Consider the following 19,792-nt stretch of genomic DNA (forward strand, 5'->3'; position numbering starts at 1 on the left):
CACTGGGCCCTGAAATCCCCCAGCGATAATGAGACGATCGAACCCGTCAAAAGGTTCAGGTTAGGCTCGCGAAAAACTGGAGCCACTGGAAACCTCTGGTTACAGAACCGGGCAGCTTGTTGAGATGAGATGTGATGCTATGATCGTCGCAGAATCTCTGAGTGCGAGGGGTCCTACCCATGTACGCTCACATTCTCATTTCCACTGACGGCTCCGAACTGGCGCAGAAAGGTGTCGACCATGGCTTGTCGCTGGCCGACGAAAACGCCAGCAAGGTTACAATCATCACTGTGACGGAGCCATTTCCAGTTCCTTCTATCAGCGCATGGGGTATGGAGGGTATGGAGCCGGATCGGCTTAAAGATGCCAACACACGGCATGCACAAGCTATCCTTTCCGCAGCGAAAGCGGCGGCAGAGAAATGGGACTGACGGTCGAGACACTTCATATCTCGAATACCTCACCGGCCGCAGCTATCGTTGATGCTGCGAAAACGCAGGGGTGTGACCTGATCGTCATGGCCTCCCATGGGTACCGTGGAATCAAGAGGGTCCTTTTGGGCAGCCAGACTACCGAGGTTGTTGCTACTGCGCATATTCCGGTTCTTGTGGTCCACTAGATCGGGGGGCAGCATTGGCTTGTCCGGGCAGCGCCGTGCAACCCCGTCCCGCCATGGCATATGGGTGTAGATCGCCAGTGCGTTCGCTCGCTCCGTGCGCGGCCCGCGCAGCATGGTAGTCCGAATGATATTTCATATGGAGGACGAACACTATGAGCAGCGTCAAAACAGGCTGGATTATCGGAGGTGCAATCCTCGTGCTACTGGTCAGCCTTTCCAGCTTTTACACTGGGAGCGGCACGCATTCGTCGAATACCGCAACGCAGACGCAGTCGCAGAGATGAGCATGAAACCGCCGGTCCCGACGGTCGCGGACGACATACGAACTGCGCAAGGCAACCGCTAGCCTTGCTGCCCATCTGACCGGCGGTGTCGGCATTGCCGACGCCACTCTGAGCTTGTCATGCATCACCCCGCCGATTTCGACGGGGTGCGCAGGTTCGCTTATGACCGGGACCAGTGAGCCTTGCCCCCAGCAAAAGCGGGGGGCAAATGAATGCCGGACAGCGGTACTTCGTAGTGTCCGGCTCGAAAGCAAATCCGTTCAGTTGCTTCCCGGTCCGGATGCTTCCGGTAGAGGGTATCGTAGCTGACGACGCTGTCAGCGACCGGGTTGCGACTCAAGGCGATGTTAACGGCGGCAGTTTCCGTGTTGACCTCGGCCAACTTCGCAAGAATTTCCGCGATGGCATTGGCGTGCTCCGTGTAGGATGCAAGCAATACCTTAGCTTCCTTCGTGTTCGCATTCCGACACGCTTCGGCGCGCTTGCGCAGAGCCTCATCCTTGGCTGCGGCTTGAGCTGCTGCTTCTTCGGCTTCCACGCGAGGAAGGTCATCCTTCAAAAGCGATACGCGTGCTTCCAGGCGCGTGATGGCGCGGCGGTCTGCGGAGATTTCGTTCTCGATCTTGATGTGAGCTTCATCCGAAAGAAGGGCCACACTGACGTTTGCAGCCTGAATCTTTGCGCGATGGTTGGCGAGTTCGCTTTCGGCGCGCTCAATTTCCGCCGCGATGGTTGCAGACGTGATGGCGGTCTTAGCGGGGAAGAACTTTTCGAGGATACCCATGGTTTCTCTTCTTTCTGTCAGGTGTTGAGCGCCGCGAGTGAGCGACGCCAAAGTTGATTTGCGGAATACTCGTTCGCGGCAGCGGCTACCGTGTCGCGTTGGAGCGCTGTTGCCTCAATGAGTTGCTTTCTCGCGCGAGCATACGTCTGTGACGCAAGCTGTGCCGCGCGAATGGCGTTCTTTCGGGTCATGCCTTTAGTCCCGGCACGCCTGGAATGCTTCGCTCGCCCTGAGCCAGGCATGGAACGCTCCGGCTTCGACATGCAGTGCAAAGACGACGTCACTGGCGAATCCGGCGCGAGCGAGATTCCTCGCATCCTCGAGAGATTGCCGTGCCGATGCCAGCCGCTCCGTGGTCGCCGCGACCGACTGAAACAGAATTTTCTGGTTTGCAGTCATGACCGGGATTTCCTTTGGAGTGTGCCGCTGGGCCGGCGTAGGTGCGGTCGTTTGCTGCGTCGGCTTCGCTGGGGGATACTCGGATGCGCGGCGTTCGGCGGCGGCTGCCCTCTGTTCGGCGGCGATGGCGCGACGTTCAGCCGCTTCTGCACGTTGCGCGGCCGCATCCGCACGACGCGTCTGATCAGCTTCGGCTGCCGGCATTGATGCGCTGGCCCGCTTTTGGCGAGCAATCAACGGCTCGTCGATATACGCACTCAAGCCCATTGCGAGTCTCCATGCATATTGTCGGCTAACCACCGAACAAGCGCGGCCTCTGGGTAGGCAGGACGGTCTCCGATCAGCAAGAACGGAGGCCCTTCGCCGCGCTTGGCCAGGTTGCGCATGGTGCGGTGACAACGACCGCAGCGCCGGGCCGCTTGGGTGCGAGAAAGAAAGCGAGTCATCGTGTCCATTCCGAAAAATGGCCGGTGCATTGTAGATGAAACGCACCGGCCCAGTCTTTTCACTGGCGTTACTTGGTGAGGAAATGAACCAAGCAACGGTCGGAGTATGGGAAAAGCTGAGACGCTTGTCGGGGCGGTTCGAGATACCCTAAGCGGCGCTCTCGGCTTGCTTAGTGTTGTCGTTTGCGGGAGACTTGCGGCGGCGACGGGTTTTGTCGTTTGCGGCGCGGCTGGCGATGCGGGCATTTCGTAGTGCGACGCGCTCAGCCTCGCGCGCCTCAACGCGCTCCTTCGCGCGTTCACGAAGGAATGTTTGATCGGCCGCAAGTTCTCCCAATGCTGACCACACCTCAGGGAGGTCGGCTTTCATCTTCGCGGCGAGTCGCGCGAGGTCTGCCGCGATTTCACTGGGCAGAGTCTCTACCTTCGGGCACGGAAAAAAGTGCCAGCCGATTGCATTGAAGCACGCTTCGATTGAGGAGTAAGTTGGTGCCGTGCGGTGCCGCCAAGACTTCAGAGTGCTTCTCAAAATTCCTGACGCTTCGGCAACTTCGTCATAAGATCGGCCATTCGCCTTCAGCAGAGAGAACAGCAATCTGGCCACCGACACTGCGTTCGTCGGAACCGTCAATGCGCGCTGCGCGCGAGGGTTGAGCGGCCGAAGGTAGAGAGGACCTTGGGTTCTATCGTAAGGATGATAGCGAGGCATTTTCAGAAACTGCGCTGATGAATCTGTACGCAGGATCGCCCATGGCGCCATCAAAATGGAGCCCATTTCAGTTGTCTTTAAATCGCTCGCACCACCGCTGTCGGCCTCGATCGTAAGAACAACAACCTACTTTTATTTTTTTGTACCTACCACTATCTGGCAGTTGCGCGTCACCCGCTACCCGGGTACCGTCTGGAAGTACCTTTTTACCTTTGTGCATCGCAATAATAGAATAAATTTCTTTCAATCGTGCGTTTGAGAGAATTATATTCAGATGCGTTCAGGTTGATGAAGGCTGCGCACGACCGTCACCGCGTGGTCGCGGATCATGGCTGCGGGCATGGTCCGGTCGCTCCGCATCGCGCGTTCGATTGAAATCGAGGGACCAAAAACGGCTCGCTTCGATACCCTTTCGATCCGCGTCCCTTTCCAATCTTTATCGTTTCAATGCGCATCGTCGCGCGAACGTTTGTTCGCTGTGCTTGCGTTCTTGCTCGCCAATAATCGATCACGCTTCGTGTTACGTCCTTGCGGGCAGCTCGATCAGATGCGCCTCAGATCGATTTAGAGGCGCGCTGGCTGGTGTTGGCAGATGCTAGCAGTGTTGCCCGCTTCTCCTGGTTTACAGAGCGAGCACAGCGCGCTGTAAGACCTACAACACCAACTTCTCAAAGCTTCTCGATCCGGCTGAATCGCAAGATGAACTCCGGATCGCTCATTGAGCCGTGCAACGTCATGCTTCCTTCTTTGAAGCAATCCGTGGTCGAGGAAACAAGACCGCCAGAGAATTTGACCTCATCGCCCTTCTGCAATTCGCCGAGTTGTGAGAAGACACTTGTGCCGGGCTCAACGAGCGTTTTGTCTCCAATATCGGAAAGCGAATTGTTCCACGTCGTTAAAGTGACGTGATCGGAAATGCTAACTCCAATCACACCCTTGCCGTCGCTATTGGTGGTGAGCGTCGTAACTTTTCCAATCCAATCGGAAATGTTCTTTTTTATTTCTGATCGGCAGAGATTCTTCGCACGTGCCGGGCGGGTTGCCCCTTTCTTGAAGTCGGTATCGGCGGCCCGATATTCGTCGCGCGAGCCTTCGACAGCCTTTACGAAGCGATTCTGGTCATGAGGATGAACCTCGCCAGACGCAGTAGCAATCATTTGAGCAGGCGCGTTCGACGCGGCGGGGCTGGCAGCGGTCGCACTCTTCTCAGGGGCAAGCTGAACTGAAGCAATGATCAGAGCAACAAATGACGCACTCAAAATTCCGAGACCGCGAAGCCTGCTCTTGATCCCCACAAATCGTAACGGGATGATGATCGAAATGAGCCCAGCCAAACCGATGAAGAGTGCCGCCAGCGCAACAAATGTCCACATAGATAGCTCCCCAGCTATTTCATGTTGAACAGATATTACTCGTGTTTGGCGGCGTGGGAGAACCCCGCAAGCAAAGTATTCGCGTTACGCTTGCTCTGTTGGAGAACGATAGCGGTCCCGCAGAAGCGCCAGCAAGTTACGACGGTGTGGCCAAATCGATCCCACTCCGCAAGAAACGGCCGGTGTTTAGGTCACGGGCATTGGTTGCATGTTGATTGCCTCAAGCGGACGGCAGGGCGCGCGCCCCATCTCAAAGCGTCCCCACTGCGAATCATTCGCATGAAACGCTACTTTTTAAGTAATTGAAATATATCGTGTTTTAGCGTCCCCAAAAAGCGTCCCCCTATAGGACCTGGACGCTGCGACGCTTGTTATTTTGGGCATCCTACCCACCCACCCCTAAAGGGGTGGTGGGGTCGGATTTTGCCAGCGTCTCTAGCGTCCCTAAAGTGAGAATGGATTTGGGGACGCTAAATGTTCAATATCTTCAACAAGATAAATAGGCGTGTCCCGGGCGTCCCTAAGATATATAAAATCCGGGGGACGCTATACCCGCCAAATCAATGCATTCTCGGCATTGGGCTGCCAGCCGGCCACGGTGCCCGCCATCATGGCGTTATCGAACGCTCGCTTCCATGCGCTGCGCTCACCTGAGCCGGCATTGCCTGAACCATCTTCGACATAGCGTCGGGCAAATTCCTTACGCACATGTTCGCGGGATACAGCGCGAACCACAGGGCCATCGCCATGCACCCGGTGTTCCTTACCGTGAGCCAGGCTGATTTCGTCGAGCGCGGCGAAGAAACACCGGTCACCGCGCGTGAGCGGCTTGGTCTTGCCCTTGCTGCTCGTTTCCAGAGGAGCGTACTGCACATAACCGACCGGAATACCCTCGCCATCCCGATCAACCCCGATCACAACCTCGTCGATCGTGAACGTTGTCAGCGAGCCCGGAACGCCGCCCCGAGTCTTCGCGAGCGATAGGGTACGCGGTCCAGTTACTTGCCCGGTCGTGGGATGGATATCCGCCAAAGCAGCAAGCACAGCGTCCGCGCCTGCGCCGAGTGCACTTGCTCCCCGGAGTCCACCATCCGCGTTCTTGCCGACATGATGAATCGGCATGATCAGGACATTCATATCCCGCGCGATCTTGCCAAGCTTCGCCACGAAGGTTGCGACTTCAGCGTTGTCGTTTTCGTTTTCGAGTAAAAAATAAGCTGGCAACGTATCGACCACGACAAGCCGCAGAGGTCGGTCAGGATGAAGCTCTTCGCATTCGTTCTTCGCTTCCCGGATCATGGTACCAAGGCTGGCCAAAATGGCATCGGTGTCCCTCTCCGACTTCGGCTCTCTCCAAAGGAACGGGAAGTGAGTTGCATCAATGCAAGCCTCGAACTTCGCCAGCCTCGCGGCCTCCATACGTTGCTCCACGATGCCCGCGCCTTCCGCAGCAATCCATAGTACCGCGCCGTGCTTCGTCTTGCGTCCAAGGAACTCCGTCCCGTGGATGAGGTGCATCCCGATGTCCATCGCAAGAAAGGTCTTGCCGGCACTGTACTGCCCGCCGAGAACTGCAACGCCGTGCAGCGGGAGAATACCCTTAATCAGGTACTCGGCGACCTCGAACTGCCTAGGAACGAAGCGTTTGAATGATGAGCCCGGTGCGTTGGTAGCAATGCGCGGCCGGTTATCGTTGTCGTGAGGCGGCTTCTCAATGAGCGGTTCACGACCCTGCTCCCGGATTCTCGCGATAGTCTTCGGTCCATTGACCAGCATGGGTTCGCCCATCACGCTTCCTCCCGCGCGCGAATGCGCTCAAGCGTCTTCGGCCCGTTGACCAGCATGATTTTCGGCGTGTCATCCGGAAGTCGTTCGAGCAGCCAACCCAGCGCGGTGTCCGTATCACAGCCGCGCGCCTTCATGACCAGATCGATCGGCGTGAACTTCTCGCCCGTCCCGAAGTCTTCGATGCCCTTGCGGACGATGCTGAGATTCCGCTTGCGCAGTTCCAGTGCCCGCCCAGTGCTGGATGATCGCCAGTGCGCGACGGCCTCATAGCCGCCAGGCTTTCGCCGCCACCGGTAAAGATGAAGCTCGGGCACCCAACAGTCGAGATTGGCGAGCGCATCGTCATTGGCCTCGCGCCAGATACTGCTTGCCTTTGCAGCCCCAGCGCTGCGCTCCGGGGTCTCGCCCCGTGCCAGCGCCGGCCTCTCGGCTTCCGGGTCATACCCATATGGCTTCAGGACTTCGGCGAGGCGATCAGCGATGTCGTTCGGCAGTTCGGGAAGCTCTGACAACGGGGTGTCGCAGAGCGTGGCATCGGTCCACCAGAAGTAAGGCTCGTTGGTGTCGGGGTGGATCGATGGAGGCAAGACCGTCTGCTTACCTTCGGCGAGCAGATCGAGCAGGCCGATGCGCTCCTTGGTGCGATAGTTGCGCGACCTGATCTTCTCGGTGTCGCCGCGATAGAACAGCGAGATGCCCTTGCGACCTTTCTTCTGCACCGGGGACGGTGGCAGCATCGCGAGGATCGGATCGAGCAAATATTCCTGATCGATGTCGATGCAGATCAGGCCACGCCCGCAAGCGACGCCGACGCCGGCGTCTTCGGCGGTGCCGATCATGCGCCCCCATGCTCGTACCAGATGCGCGGAGACCTGCTCGTAGCACCACCCCTCCCAATGCAGCATGAATCGCCAACTGCCGTCAGCGTTGCGCAAACCGGGCGCTTTGCCTTCCGGCACATGAGGATCCTCATGTGCCGGTCGCTGATCCGGTGCGATCGGCAGCGGACTAAAGCCACGCTCAACGAGTGCAAGCGCGACTTCTTCAAACTCGGTGGCGTTCATTGGCGCGGCCCCTGACTCGCGAGCCAGCTATCCGAGTTCATACAGCGGTTCGGATTGGCGAGCATCCGCTCGCACTCTGAAATCCAGTATTCGCGCGGTGAGCCGTATCGATTCGCGTCGTAATCGCGAAAGTCCCACCGATCGCCAACGGCGTAGATTCCGATCCGCGTGACGACCTTGAACATGAAATAGCCCGGAGCGTAGCGTCGCGATCGGTGCAGCTTCAGCCGAAACGGCATCTCCGCATAATTGCGGAAATATTCTTCATCGGTTTCGGCGCGCGAGAACACGACGCGGTATTGGCCTCGATACATCACTGCGAACGTGCCGGGCGGCACATCAACCGGACGCCAGCGACCGTTCTTCAAGCAAATGAAATTTTGAGGGTGATCGGACTTATCTTGATGCGCGCGGGGCGCGTTGGTAATGTGAGACACTTCAGGAAGACTCCAAATTCAAAGGTCGCAGCGGTGGCACGCTTGCGGCCTTTTTGTTGCGGTTATGCTGGCTTTCCGCCCGGACGGATTTGCTGAGCGCGCATCCAGGACGCGACCGATTCGCGCGTGTACATTACGGATTGGCCAAACCGCATCGCGACCGGACCACGGCCTTGCGCGCGCCACCGCTGCATCGTCTTGGTGCTCTTGCCGATGAAATCGGCTACTTCCCGCTCCGTAAGGAGAGTGATGTCCATAGCTATTCCCTCTCTGAGTTTCGATTGCTCGATCTGAGCAGATGTGTCCGAGTTTGTCGGGGCTATTCGAGTATCCCCAAAATGAAATGACGGCTAAGTGGTTGTTCTAAAACAAAAACAGCCGTCAAACTTTCTTCATTGAACGGGTTGACTACAAGAAAAACCCCGCCGAAGCGGGGTTTCTGGGTCGGATCAAGCCACCGGGCCAGACCTCAGAGGCTTGCTGCAAGCCTGTCCAGCGCGGCGGCGCAAAGATCGCTGTCTGTCGGCCCCATCATAATCCCCTCGGAATCACGTAATTGATCCGCGAGGCCTTTGATATAATCGACCGTCGTCTCGCCAGTTTTGAGACTAGTAATCATATCGGTGATGTAAATTTCTTCGGCCGTTTTCAGTTTCTTCTCGTCGCTCATCTTAGGTCTTCCTCTATTTCATGCTGTGAAAAATAACGCCGCAAGCTTACCGGGCGGCGCATGCCGGCCGTCAGTCGTCTTGCCTCCTTTCGGTTTTGGGAACGGGAATCCGGTTGATGGCGTCTGCCATCGTCCTGAGAGAGATGTGTCTGTAAGTAGCCGCTGCCCCGCCTTTGAGCGTGTGGCCTTGGATGACATCCACAACGCTGTCTTGCATGCGAAGCGCGAGGCATTTGGATTTGAACCAGTGCCGGAGCGCGTGACTCGGGTCTTTCCTCGGATCGCAGAAACCCTGTTCGCGAATCCACGTCGCGAGATGATTCGCCACGCCCTTCGATGCGTGCTTCGGAGGCCGGCCGTTGGCGGGACGTTTTTTGGGCGTGCCACGATAGAACAGCGGTCCGCCAGCTTTCGTCCCGACGAAGTCGAGAAAGCCGCGATCTATGATGGCCGGATGGATCGGGACATCACGTTCGGACCCGACGTTCTTGATTGTGCCACCATCGGCTGCCGGTGCGATTCTCATGACGGGGATACCGTCAATTTCGACGACGCGGTTGCCCCATAGTTGGGCGATCTCGCCGACACGAGCACCGCTCAATGCGGTGAGCCAGGGTAGCCAGCGGCGCGAGGGTCGTGTTTCGCGGTCCGCCAGCGCAAGCAGCCGCGCAACTTCGTCGTCCGTATAGGGAAGCCTGCGCTTGCCAGCCGGTGTCTTCCGGACGGCGGTCAGCCCCTCGGCCGCGTTGCGCCTCAGCAGCCGATTACGAACGCCGTAGTTGAATAGCGTCTTGACCGCCGCGAGATGCCCATCGCGCACGCTTGTGAGCCCACGAGCCAATAAGGCGTCTTTCCACGCCACCACATCGTCCGGAGTGACACGGCGCGGATCGTCATGTCCCAGGTGCCGCTGAAATTGCAGCACGTAGCCCCACCACGTTGAAACGGTGCTCGGGGCGGGCTTCGCTTCCCGTTCCCAGCGTATCCAGAGCGACTCAAAGGTTAGGGGTGTCTGTTCGTCGGGCGAGGATGCGGACACATCGTCGCCCTGATCCGGCTGCCCGGCACGAACCGCGCTGCACCACCGTTCAAACTGGGAGACAACGACCGCATGACGCTCTTTTGCGAGGATCGCAATTGGCGTCCGCAATGAGAATGAGATTTCCGGTCGGACGGTGACGGCTATCTGAGCGCCTTCACTCCTGCCCGTAGGCAGGTGGAAGGTGACGCGTTGACCGAACGCCAACGCGAGCACGTCGGCGGGCACGCGCTTCCTGAATTGGTGATGCGACGATCGTCGCCGCTTCGTCGGTCTGGCAGTTCTAAGCGCCAATGTGCCTCACCCGTGTGCTACACTCGGGTGATTGCAGACCGATTTGTGCTCGATTATCAGTTACTTACGAACCGATGGTGCCCAGGAAAGGACTCGAACCTTCACGACCTTGCAGCCACTGGCACCTGAAGCCAGCGCGTCTACCAATTCCGCCACCTGGGCCCGGCCGGGTTAGTAGGCATCGGCCGCGCGCTTGTCAAATCCTTGAAGGCGTCCTCAATAGCCGGCTGAGCGGTCCGCCGGTTGACGTATCGCGGAACGGCGGAATATCCATTCCCTAGACCTGAAATTATCGCCCTTGAGGACCGCATCATGGCATCGCATTCGGACACGCTCGTCACGGTTTTCGGAGGCTCGGGCTTCCTCGGCCGGTATGTGGTGCGCGCTCTCGCCAAGCGGGATTACCGTATCCGGGTTGGTGTTCGGCGCCCTGAACTGGCCGGACATTTGCAGCCGCTCGGCAAGGTCGGCCAGATCCATGCCGTGCAGGTCAATCTGCGCCATCCGGGGTCGGTCGGCGCGGCCATGCGGGGATCCCACGTGGCCGTCAATCTGGTCGGCATTCTGACCAAGAACGGACGGCAGACTTTCGACGCCGTGGTGGCCAAAGGCGCCGCCACCATTGCGGAGGCAGCCGTGGCCGCCGGCGCCCGCATGGTGCATGTCTCGGCCATCGGTGCCGATGCGACATCGGCCTCGGCCTACGCCCGCGCCAAAGCCTCTGGGGAAAGGGCGGTACTGGCGGCGGTGCCGTCTGCGACCGTCCTACGGCCGTCGGTGATGTTCGGCCCCGAGGACCAGTTCACCAACCGGTTTGCCGCGCTGGCGCGGATGTCACCCATGCTGCCGCTGATCGGCGGCGGCGCGACCCGGATGCAGCCGGTCTATGTCGGCGACGTCGCAACCGCCGTGGCCAACGCGGTCGACGGCTGGACCAAAGCGGGCGCCGTTTATGAACTCGGCGGCCCCGAGGTGCTCTCGATGCGCGAGATCATGCAGATCATCCTGCGCGTCATCGAACGGGAGCGGATGCTGGTGCCACTGCCGTTCGCGATTGCCCGGCTCCAAGCGATGTTTCTGCAGTTCGCGCCGGGGCCACTGAAGCTGACGCCGGATCAGGTTACGCTGCTCAAGACCGACAACGTCGTTTCCGACGCGGCGACGGCCGCGGGCCTGACGTTGCAAGGACTCGGGATCGCACCGGACTCGATGGAGGCGGTGGTGCCGCAATATCTCTGGCGCTTCCGCAAGGCCGGTCAGTTCGCGCCGAAGGGGGCGTGACCTCTATCGTTGAGAGCGTATGAGCGACGAAGCGATGAGCTTCGTGGACTTCCGAGTTGATCCTGCGCTCGCGATGATGATGGTCCGGCGAGACTCTACCGTCCCAGCGCCAACGCGATCAGACCGAGCGTGCCGACGATCACCCGCCACCAGGCGAAGAACGTAAAGCCATTGCGCGTGACGTAGCTCAGGAATGCCTTGACCACGATGATTGCCGTGACGAACGACGTCACGAAGCCGATCGCAACGAGCCCGAGATCGTCGGTCGTCATATCGGCGCGGTTCTTGTAGAAATCATAAGCGAACGCTCCGATCATGGTGGGGATCGCGAGGAAGAACGAAAACTCCGCCGCCGCGCGCTTGTCGGCGCCGAGCAGCATCGCGGAGACAATGGTGGCGCCGGAGCGCGACACGCCGGGAATCATCGCAACGCATTGTGCGATGCCGATCCATATATACATCGGCAGCGGAAAGGCCGTGGCGTCGTGTTCGCGCGGCCGGTGATCGAGCTGATCGACCCACATTAAAGCCGCGCCGCCGACGATCAGCGAGAAGCACACCACCCACGGATTGAATAGTAGTTCCTTGATGTACTTGCCGGCGATCAGGCCGACGATCACAGCAGGCAGAAAGGCCGCCAGCACGCCGATGACGAAGCGCCGATCCGCGGCGTTGGAGAACATGCCGAGCGCGATCGGCCACAGTTTCGCAAAATAGATGACCACAATCGCCAAAATTGCGCCGAGCTGGATCAATACGGTGAATGTGTTCCAGAAATTCCCCGAACCGAGATCGAAAAAGCGCTCCGCCAGTAGCAGATGGCCGGTTGAGGACACCGGCAGGAATTCGGTGACGCCCTCAATGATGCCGAGAATCACGGCTCTGATCACATCGGAAATCATGGGAAGGGCCTACCCTGAATTCTAGTCGACTGCGAACGATGTGTCCTTCTCGCTTATTCGCCGCAGGGCAGCAATGCCCAAATCCATGAATCTGGCCCGGGCGAACGCAGTTTCACCCGCTACTCGACAGCTCAGTGGAGGCGCGCGTGCCGCTAACGCTCTGCCGTTAACGCTTTGGAGATAGTTTCTTAAGCATCGCAAACTTATCAAGGGCCCCATGTTCACGTTGCTTCACCATCCATTCTGTCCGCAATCGCGCTTTATTCGCTTGATTCTCGGCGAACACGGACTCGATGTCCGGCCGGTGGAAGAGCGGGTGTGGGAGCGGCGTGAAGCTTTCCTGACACTCAATCCGGCCGGCACCACGCCGGTGCTGATCGCCGAAGGCATCCCCGCGGTTCCCGGCGCCGGTATCATTGCGGACTATCTCGACGAGACCTATGGCGAGCGTGTCGGCGAGCGTCGGTTGTTGCCAACGTCGATGCCCGAGCGCATCGAGGTGCGCCGTCTGATGGCCTGGTTCAACGAGAAATTCTTCGAGGAGGTCTCCGGTCCGCTGGTGACCGAACGCATCTACAAGCGCTTCATGGGAGAGGAGATCGGCGGCGGCCCGCCGGAGACCGATGTGATGCGCGCTGCCCGGACGAATGTACGCTATCATCTGGCCTATATCGGCTGGCTGGCGCGAACGCGGAATTATCTGGCTGGCGATCGGTTGACCTATGCCGATCTCGCCGCGGCGGCTCATCTGTCGGCGATCGATTATCTCGGCGACGTACCGTGGGTCGAGGACGAGGCGGCGAAGGCGTGGTATGCGCGGATCAAGTCGCGGCCCTCGTTCCGTCCGTTGCTAAGCGAATGGCTGGCGGGCGTCCCGGCGTCGCGTACCTACGTGGACCTGGACTTCTAAAAAAAGACCTGGATTTTCCGGCGGCCGCTTTGGCCGGCGGGCTTGCCGCGTGGGAGTCATTCGCGCCGTTTCTCGTAAGCCTTCAGATGCGTGTAGACCGTGCGCAGCTTCGGCACCGGCAGCTTCGCGGCCTCAGCGCGGGTGATGAGATCGCCGATGATATGATCGGCTTCGACCCGCGCGCCGGCCTCGATATCGCGAAACATGGATGCGGTCAGCGGCGAGTTCTCCGTCGTCAGGATTCCGGTGGTGCGGGTCATAATCGCCTCGCGTGGCGGGTGACCGGCGGCCTTCGCGATGCCGGCGATTTCGTCGCGGGTGCTGAGGATGAAATCCCGGCCGCCGGGCGCGGCGACAATCTGTCCGATGGACGCGCGCATCAGGCAGGTGGCGCCGGCCAGCGTCGCCAGAAACACCCATTTCTCCCACATGTCCTGCACGATGTCGTCGGATGCCTGCGATCCGCAATCGCCGCTGGCGAAGACCGCAGCGATGGCCCTGACGCGATCGCTCGTGCCGCCGTCGCGCTCGCCGAAGCCGAGCGACTGCATCGGCGCGAGCTGGACGACTTCACGCATCTTGTTGAGCGTGACCGCGAGCGAACACAGGCCGCCGAGCACGCGCTCGCGGCCGAATTTCGCATCGAGCGTTTCCATGTGCCGCATCCCGTTGAGCAACGGGAGGATCGCCGTCCGCGGCCCGACCGCAGGCGCGAATGAAATGATCGCGTCATCGAGATCGAAGGCCTTGCAGCTCAGCAGGATGACGTCGAACGTCTCGCTCAAGCCGCTGGCCAGCACCGTCGGCGGATTGGTCAGCGTCGCGTCGCCGTGCGGACTCCTGATGACGAGACCGGCGCTCGCCAGCTCAGCGGCCCGTTTGGGGCGCACCAGGAAGGTGACGTCCTGACCGGCCTGGAGCAGTCTGCCGCCGAAATAGCCGCCGGTCGCGCCGGCTCCTACAACGAGAATGCGCATCGATCTGTTCTGTTTTGCCTTTTAAGTTTCTTCGACGCAGGTTCGCGCGGCGTAAGGCTCGTTCCTGTTTCGTCAGATCAGCCGCTCGATCGTCTGTTTGCGCCAGACCGTGGAGCGAATGTCAAATCCGCTCCACCAGCTTGACGATGTGATCGCGGATGTCGTCTGGCCAGCCGGCGATCAGGGCCGCTAGCCGCCGCCGGTCGTTGGCGAACAGCGCGCGTGCGGCTTCCTCGAAGTTTGCAAGATCGCCCGCCATCGCAGACATGAAGTAATAGGCGGCGTCGCGTGCCGCGCGGCTGCGATCCCTGTCGCTATTGGCGCGGCGCGCCTCGTCGACCAGCTTGCGCAAGGCGACCGACGCCCCGCCGGGTTGCGCGCTCAGCCACTCCCAGTGCCGCGGCAGCAGCGTCACCTCGCGCGCGACCACGCCGAGTTTCGGCCGGCCGCGGCCGCGCGGTTCGCCCGGTTTGGAGGCCCCGCTGGCTTCGGTCGTTTCCACCGGCAAGGTCTGCCGCAGGCGAGCCGCGATCTCGTCGTCGGACCCACGCAAATCGAGGTCGATCGGGCGCCCGGTTTCGTCGCTGTAGATTGCGATCGGAGCGGTCGTGCGCGTGCCCGCGTGTTTGACGGCGAGCGCGACATCGGTGAGCGGGCCAGATGCGATCCGTCGCTGGCCCTCGAAAGCGGTAAAATAGGAGGTTTGGTCATGCATCATCGGAGGTGTCCGGCTGCGGGTTGGCTGGTATTTATTACCCGGATATAATTAATCCGTCAATATTACCCGGATAAATATTGCGAGCCATATCGTTCGGCTTCAAACGGTACGCCCGACTCAATATCCCGCAGCATGCGAGCCGCGGGTACGCGGGTCCGGCGCACCGAACAACCCGTCCGGGGTGATGGCGATGGAGTTGGCCGAAGTCTGTCCCATCGGCGCGACAACCGTGTGGCCTCGCGCCTGCAATCCCGCGATGATGCCATCGGGGAATCCCTGTTCGGCGCGGACTTCGTCCGGCAGCCACTGATGATGCAGCCGAGGCGCCTGGACCGCGGCTGCAATGTTCATATCGTAGTCGAGCACGTTGACGATCACCTGAAGGACCGTGGAGACGATGCGGCTGCCGCCGGGCGATCCCGTCACCAGCACCGGTTTTCCGTCCTTCAGAACGATCGTCGGAGTCATCGAAGACAGTGGTCGCTTGCCGGGGCCGGGCAGGTTGGCCTCGAATCCGACCAGCCCGAAGGCGTTCGCCGCGCCCGGCGCGGCGGTGAAATCGTCAAGCTCATTGTTGAGCAGGACGCCAGTGCCCTCCGCCACCAGCCCGACGCCGTAGCTGAAGTTCAGCGTATAGGTGTTGCTGACGACATTGCCGAAGGCGTCGGCCACGGAAAAATGCGTGGTGTTGTCCCCCTCGCGCGGCGGCGGCTGGAGCACGGCGGCCGCGGGCGTCGCGCGCATCATGTCGATCGAGGCGTGCTGTTTTGCGGCATAGTCCTTCGCGAGCAGGGTTTGGATCGGGGCGTTGACAAAAGCGGGATCGCCGAGATAGCGCGCGCGATCCGCATAAGCGCGCTTCATCGCCTCGACCAGCACGTGCAGCGAATCCAGCGATCCCTGATGCAGATCACGCATCGGAAAGCCTTCGAGGATGTTCAGAGATTCAAGCAGCACGGTGCCACCCGACGAGGATAGCGGCATCGAAACGACGTCGTAGCCCCGATACCTGCCACGAACCGGCTCTCGGATCAGCGGCCGATAGGACTTGAGGTCTTCAAGCGTCATGATCCCGCCGGTCGCGTCGATCGCCTTCACCAGGTTCGAGGCCACCGAACCTTCATAGAAACCCTTCGGCCCGTACTCGGCGATTGCGGTCAGGGTCGCGGCCAGATCGGTTTGGACCAGCCGGTCGCCATCGCGCAGCGGAGTGCCGTCGGGATGCGCGAAAATCTTCATCGAGGACGGCCATCGCACAAAACGGTCATGCGATTGCGACAGCGTATCGGCGTTGTCGTCGGCGATTTCGAGTCCGTCGCGTGCCAGCGTGATCGCAGGCTTGAGAAGACGGGCGAGGGTGAACTTGCCCGAGCCGTATTTGTCGAGCGCCAGCGCGAGCCCCGCGACGGTGCCGGGCACACCGATGCCGAGCGCGGAATCGCGCGACTTCGCCGGGTCGGGCGCGCCGTCTGCGCCGAGGAAGATGTCGCGTCTGATCGCATCGGGTGCGGTCTCGCGATAATCGATGGCGATGTCGCGTCTGGAATCGGCGAGGTGTATCAGCATGAACCCGCCGCCGCCGATGTTTCCGGCGCGCGGGTAGGTGACCGCCAGGGCGAAGCCGGTCGCGACCGCTGCATCGACCGCATTGCCGCCCTGCGCAAGCACCTCCGCCCCGATCTTGGCCGCGAGCCGCTCCTGCGCCACCACCATGCCGTGTTTGGCGGCAACCGGACGGGCCGCATCGGAGGTCGCGGCCGGAGCCGTGCCGCGTGCATCCTGCGCGACCGCGGGCCATGACAGCGGCGCAAATGCTACGATCACGCAGAAGGCGATCACGGAAAATACGGACCGACGCGGCTCGCGGTGGATCATCCATTCGGTTCCGGATCTGGAGGAGTCGCTCTGTTGATGGGAGCAATGCTATAGGAACTCAGGCGCAAGGTCAGACGGCCACGTGATACGACACAACATATTGGGCATGACGGTGACGACAGCCTTACCGGCAGCCAAGGCGAATCTCGGAGAGGGCTGTGCCTCTCGCGCCGCCATTATCAGCTGGATCATGTTCGACTGGGCGGCGCAGCCCTATTTCACGCTGATCACGACCTTCGTATTCGCACCCTACTTCGCGACTTTCGTGGCGGCGACACCGGCGGAAGGGCAAACGCTTTGGGGATTTGCGACTGGCGCGGCCGGCATCGTGATCGCGCTCGCCTCGCCGGTGCTGGGCGCCATCGCCGACGCCAGCGGTCGGCGCAAGCCGTGGATCGCGGCCTTCGGCGCGCTATTGGTGCTCGGCTCCAGCCTGATGTGGATCGGCAAGCCCGGTGACTCCAGCCTGATCCTGCCGCTGTTGATCGCTTACGGCATCGCCACCATCGGCGTCGAATTCGCCACCGTGTTCAACAATGCGATGATGCCGTCGCTGGTGCCGCCGCACAAGATCGGTCGCCTGTCGGGGACCGGATGGGCCACCGGCTATATCGGCGGCATCCTCAGCCTGATCCTGGTGCTCGGTTTCCTCGCCGCCAATCCGACAACCGGCAAGACGCTGTTTGGCTTGTCGCCGCTGTTCGGTCTCGATCCCGTCACCCACCAGGGTGATCGCATCACAGGCCCGCTGACGGGCCTCTGGTTCATCGTCTTCGTCCTGCCGATGTTTTTGCTGACGCCGGATTTCCCGGCCAAGCGTCCGGTGCGAGCGGCGCTGCGCGAAGGGTTGATCGAGTTGCGCGGCACGCTCCACGAATTGCCGAAACGACGGTCGCTGGCGACCTTCCTGCTCGCCAACATGATCTACACCGACGGGCTGGTGTCGCTGTTCGCGTTCGGCGGCATTTATGCCGCCGGTACCTTCGGCTGGCACACCATCCAGATCGGAACCTTTGGCATTCTGCTCGCGGTTGCCGGCGCACTTGGCGCGTGGATCGGCGGCAAGCTCGACGACCGGGTGGGTCCGAAATTCGTCATCGCCGCGAGCATGACTGTTTTATTGTTGGCGATCGTGGCGATCCTGATGGTCGACAAGGATTCGATCCTGTTCGTGAAGGTCGCGCCGCCCGTGCCCGGCGGCGGGTTGTTCGCAGCACCCGCGGAAAAAGCCTATCTCATCCTCGGCTGCCTGATCGGCGGCGCCGGCGGTCCGTTGCAGGCGGCCTCGCGCACGTTGCTGATCCGGCTGGCGCCGAAGGATCGCATTGCGCAGTTTTTCGGATTGTTCGCGCTGACCGGAAAAGTGACGTCGTTCGTTGGCCCGCTGCTGGTCGGATTCATCACCGCGATCACCGCTAGCCAGAAGGCGGGCATGGCGGTGCTGGTGTTGTTCTTCGTCGCGGGGCTTGCACTGCTGTCGCGCGTGCGGGAGTAGCCGTGCTTCCGCGTTCAATCCTCCGCGTTGATCGTCCCTGACGGCGGCGACTTCTCGCCAAGCAGGACGCCGTTCACGACCAGGCCGTATTTCGATGTCGGCTCGTCGTGGAATCGCTTGCGAGTTTCCCCGACCGAATCGACGAACCTCGGATCCTGCGGCCGCTCCTGACTGTCCATGTAGGTTGCGATGTCCCACGCCTCCTGATCGCTCAGCGAGCCGCCGAGACCGAGCGGCATGTTGGCCTTGATGAATTCGGCGGCATTGTTGATCGAGGCCATGCCCGCGCCCCAGTTGAAGGAGCGCGGTCCCCATAGCGGCGGAAACGCGGTTTGTCCGCCCGCCAATTTTTGTCCTGCGCCGTCGGCGCCATGGCAAGACGAGCAATTCTGTGCGTAGGCTTTCGCGCCGCGATCATAGTCTGCCGGCTGATCTGGCGCTTTCAGCTTGGGATAGCCCTGGCCCTTGACGGCAACGCCGGTCGGACCGCCCTTCGCCAGGAAGTACGCATAGGTCTCGAGCGCCACCAGTACCTTGTCGTTGAACGGGGGCGCTTTGCCGTTCATGCTGAAGCGGAAACAGTCTTGCAGCCGCTCCTGAAAGGTATTCACGTGGCCGTTCTTCGCGCGATAGGCCGGATAAAGAAGATAAGCGGCGCCCAACGGTATGGCGTTCGGTTGACGGCCGCGATCGAGGTGACAGTTTGAGCACTGCAGATCGTTGCCGACGAAGCCCTTCGCATTGTTTTGGGTATCGTGAACGATCGCTTTGCCGAGCCGGATCATGTCGCCGAATGGCCCGTCCGGAATGTCGCTGTCCGCAGGCGGCGTGTAGGAGGGACGCGCGGCTTCCGTTTTTTGCACCGCAGGCTGTTCGGGCGTTGTACCTGCCGGCGGATTCGCCGCCCCAATATTGGGCAGCATGATAAACCCGGTGGCCGCGAGAACGAGAGCAACTGCTGCCGGGATCGAGGGTGCAACAGGATTGCCTCTCATGGCTTGGTTTCCGAGCCGTGAATTGGTGCTGCCACAGGCAAACTCTCGTAATAGGCGGCCACGCTTTTGATCTGATCGTTGGTCAGCTTGTTCGCGACATTGGCCATCACGCCCATTGGATCGTTCTTGCGGTCGCCGGACTTCCACGACTGAAGTACTTTCTCGATATAAAGGGCTGACTGTCCCGCGAGGCGGGGAAAGTTCGCTCCCGCGTCAAGGCCCGCTGCACCGTGGCACTGTCCGCAACCGGGCAAGTCTTTCGAGGGATCGCCGGTCGCGGCAAGCTTCGCTCCGGCCGCGATCACGGCTTGATCAGCGGGCGTGGTTTCGGGCTTCGGTGTCGTCATGCCCGCATAGTAGTTGGCCAGCGCCTTTCTTTCGTCGTTGGACAGATCCGATGCGATCATCAGCATGACACGGTTCTTGCGCGCGCCGTTATTGAAACCATCGAGCTGACGTTCAAGGTATTCCGCATTGAGACCGGCAAGGCGTGGAATGCCCCTTGCCGGCTGGCCCTCTCCATTCCGGCCGTGACACGGTGTGCAGGTTGTCGCTCTGCCCGGCGGCTTGGTGATGCCCTCGCCGTTGCCCGCGAGCACAGGTAGCGACGACACGCCCAGCAGCAGCAGCGCTCCGCCTATCACCTGTCTCATCCGTTCTGCCCGCATCCATCTCAACGTGTAGTATCTCGCTTTAAAGCGGGATGAGGAAAAGTGTGAAGCGGTTTTCCGCC

The 19,792-nt window shown here is 60.7% G+C and carries 20 protein-coding genes, 1 tRNA gene and 1 pseudogene; 4 read left to right on the forward strand and 18 right to left on the reverse strand.

Annotation, left to right across the window (positions count from 1 at the left end):
• Positions 1–179: 179 nt before the first annotated feature.
• Positions 180–619, forward strand: a pseudogene (locus ACZ5IL_RS01615) (universal stress protein).
• 444 nt (positions 620–1,063) lie between these two features.
• Here ACZ5IL_RS01615 and ACZ5IL_RS01620 read toward each other — a convergent pair.
• The 12 genes from ACZ5IL_RS01620 to ACZ5IL_RS01675 all read right to left on the reverse strand — a co-directional run bounded on the left by ACZ5IL_RS01620 (position 1,064) and on the right by ACZ5IL_RS01675 (position 10,068).
• Positions 1,064–1,687 (reverse strand): hypothetical protein, encoded by a 624-nt coding sequence (locus ACZ5IL_RS01620; protein ID WP_464594753.1) that lies wholly within the window; start codon positions 1,685–1,687, stop codon positions 1,064–1,066.
• A 17-nt stretch (positions 1,688–1,704) separates the two neighbouring features.
• Positions 1,705–1,878, reverse strand: a complete 174-nt coding sequence (locus ACZ5IL_RS01625; protein WP_464594755.1) for a hypothetical protein — start codon at positions 1,876–1,878, stop codon at positions 1,705–1,707.
• A 4-nt stretch (positions 1,879–1,882) separates the two neighbouring features.
• Positions 1,883–2,353, reverse strand: a complete 471-nt coding sequence (locus tag ACZ5IL_RS01630; RefSeq protein ID WP_464594757.1) for a hypothetical protein — start codon at positions 2,351–2,353, stop codon at positions 1,883–1,885.
• 327 nt (positions 2,354–2,680) lie between these two features.
• Complete coding sequence (locus ACZ5IL_RS01635) at positions 2,681–3,307, reverse strand: hypothetical protein (protein WP_464594758.1); 627 nt, start codon at positions 3,305–3,307, stop codon at positions 2,681–2,683.
• Positions 3,308–3,909: 602 nt separating this feature from the next.
• Positions 3,910–4,614 carry a hypothetical protein gene (locus tag ACZ5IL_RS01640; protein WP_464594760.1) on the reverse strand — a complete coding sequence of 235 codons (705 nt, stop codon included), beginning with the start codon at positions 4,612–4,614 and terminating at the stop codon, positions 3,910–3,912.
• Between the two features lie 546 nt (positions 4,615–5,160).
• A complete protein-coding gene (locus tag ACZ5IL_RS01645; protein ID WP_464594762.1) occupies positions 5,161–6,402 on the reverse strand; it encodes an AAA family ATPase in 1,242 nt (413 codons plus the stop codon).
• Complete coding sequence (locus ACZ5IL_RS01650; protein ID WP_464594763.1) at positions 6,402–7,466, reverse strand: bifunctional DNA primase/polymerase; 1,065 nt, start codon at positions 7,464–7,466, stop codon at positions 6,402–6,404. Before ACZ5IL_RS01650 ends, ACZ5IL_RS01645 begins: the two co-directional genes overlap by 1 nt.
• Entirely contained in the window at positions 7,463–7,903 is a 441-nt protein-coding gene (locus ACZ5IL_RS01655) for a hypothetical protein (protein WP_464594764.1), read from the reverse strand. Before ACZ5IL_RS01655 ends, ACZ5IL_RS01650 begins: the two co-directional genes overlap by 4 nt.
• A gap of 62 nt (positions 7,904–7,965) precedes the next feature.
• The gene (locus ACZ5IL_RS01660) at positions 7,966–8,160 is read right to left on the reverse strand and encodes a helix-turn-helix domain-containing protein (RefSeq protein ID WP_464594765.1); all 195 of its coding nucleotides are present in this window, start codon (positions 8,158–8,160) and stop codon (positions 7,966–7,968) included.
• 212 nt (positions 8,161–8,372) lie between these two features.
• Positions 8,373–8,573, reverse strand: coding sequence for a hypothetical protein (locus ACZ5IL_RS01665; protein WP_464594766.1), 201 nt, complete (start codon positions 8,571–8,573; stop codon positions 8,373–8,375).
• Positions 8,574–8,643: 70 nt separating this feature from the next.
• Positions 8,644–9,840 (reverse strand): site-specific integrase, encoded by a 1,197-nt coding sequence (locus ACZ5IL_RS01670; RefSeq protein ID WP_464594767.1) that lies wholly within the window; start codon positions 9,838–9,840, stop codon positions 8,644–8,646.
• 141 nt (positions 9,841–9,981) lie between these two features.
• Positions 9,982–10,068 (reverse strand) — tRNA-Leu (locus ACZ5IL_RS01675).
• Positions 10,069–10,218: 150 nt separating this feature from the next.
• On the opposite strand from ACZ5IL_RS01675, the gene ACZ5IL_RS01680 reads away from it, so the two are divergent.
• Positions 10,219–11,187 carry a complex I NDUFA9 subunit family protein gene (locus tag ACZ5IL_RS01680; protein WP_464594769.1) on the forward strand — a complete coding sequence of 323 codons (969 nt, stop codon included), beginning with the start codon at positions 10,219–10,221 and terminating at the stop codon, positions 11,185–11,187.
• 95 nt (positions 11,188–11,282) lie between these two features.
• Here ACZ5IL_RS01680 and ACZ5IL_RS01685 read toward each other — a convergent pair whose 3' ends face one another.
• Entirely contained in the window at positions 11,283–12,089 is an 807-nt protein-coding gene (locus ACZ5IL_RS01685) for an undecaprenyl-diphosphate phosphatase (RefSeq protein ID WP_464594770.1), read from the reverse strand.
• A 217-nt stretch (positions 12,090–12,306) separates the two neighbouring features.
• Between ACZ5IL_RS01685 and ACZ5IL_RS01690 the strand changes: the two genes are divergently transcribed.
• Complete coding sequence (locus ACZ5IL_RS01690; protein WP_079445241.1) at positions 12,307–12,999, forward strand: glutathione S-transferase family protein; 693 nt, start codon at positions 12,307–12,309, stop codon at positions 12,997–12,999.
• Between the two features lie 56 nt (positions 13,000–13,055).
• Here the strand turns inward: ACZ5IL_RS01690 and panE are convergent, their stop codons facing one another.
• The 3 genes from panE to ggt form a co-directional block, all read right to left on the reverse strand.
• Positions 13,056–13,976 carry a 2-dehydropantoate 2-reductase gene (gene panE / locus ACZ5IL_RS01695; RefSeq protein WP_464594772.1) on the reverse strand — a complete coding sequence of 307 codons (921 nt, stop codon included), beginning with the start codon at positions 13,974–13,976 and terminating at the stop codon, positions 13,056–13,058.
• Positions 13,977–14,097: 121 nt separating this feature from the next.
• Positions 14,098–14,694, reverse strand: coding sequence for a DUF2239 family protein (locus ACZ5IL_RS01700; protein WP_464594774.1), 597 nt, complete (start codon positions 14,692–14,694; stop codon positions 14,098–14,100).
• Positions 14,695–14,811: 117 nt separating this feature from the next.
• The gene (gene ggt, locus ACZ5IL_RS01705; RefSeq protein WP_464594775.1) at positions 14,812–16,569 is read right to left on the reverse strand and encodes a gamma-glutamyltransferase; all 1,758 of its coding nucleotides are present in this window, start codon (positions 16,567–16,569) and stop codon (positions 14,812–14,814) included.
• A gap of 106 nt (positions 16,570–16,675) precedes the next feature.
• Here ggt and ACZ5IL_RS01710 point away from each other — a divergent pair, with 106 nt between their 5' ends.
• Entirely contained in the window at positions 16,676–18,064 is a 1,389-nt protein-coding gene (locus tag ACZ5IL_RS01710) for an MFS transporter (protein ID WP_464594777.1), read from the forward strand.
• Positions 18,065–18,078: 14 nt separating this feature from the next.
• Here ACZ5IL_RS01710 and ACZ5IL_RS01715 read toward each other — a convergent pair whose 3' ends face one another.
• Both ACZ5IL_RS01715 and ACZ5IL_RS01720 read right to left on the reverse strand, forming a co-directional pair.
• Positions 18,079–19,059 carry a c-type cytochrome gene (locus ACZ5IL_RS01715; protein WP_464594779.1) on the reverse strand — a complete coding sequence of 327 codons (981 nt, stop codon included), beginning with the start codon at positions 19,057–19,059 and terminating at the stop codon, positions 18,079–18,081.
• Positions 19,056–19,712, reverse strand: coding sequence for a c-type cytochrome (locus tag ACZ5IL_RS01720; RefSeq protein ID WP_464594780.1), 657 nt, complete (start codon positions 19,710–19,712; stop codon positions 19,056–19,058). The genes ACZ5IL_RS01715 and ACZ5IL_RS01720 overlap by 4 nt, the downstream gene beginning before the upstream one ends.
• Between the last annotated feature and the right edge of the window lie 80 nt (positions 19,713–19,792).

The organism is Nitrobacter sp. CN101 (genome assembly GCF_055390255.1).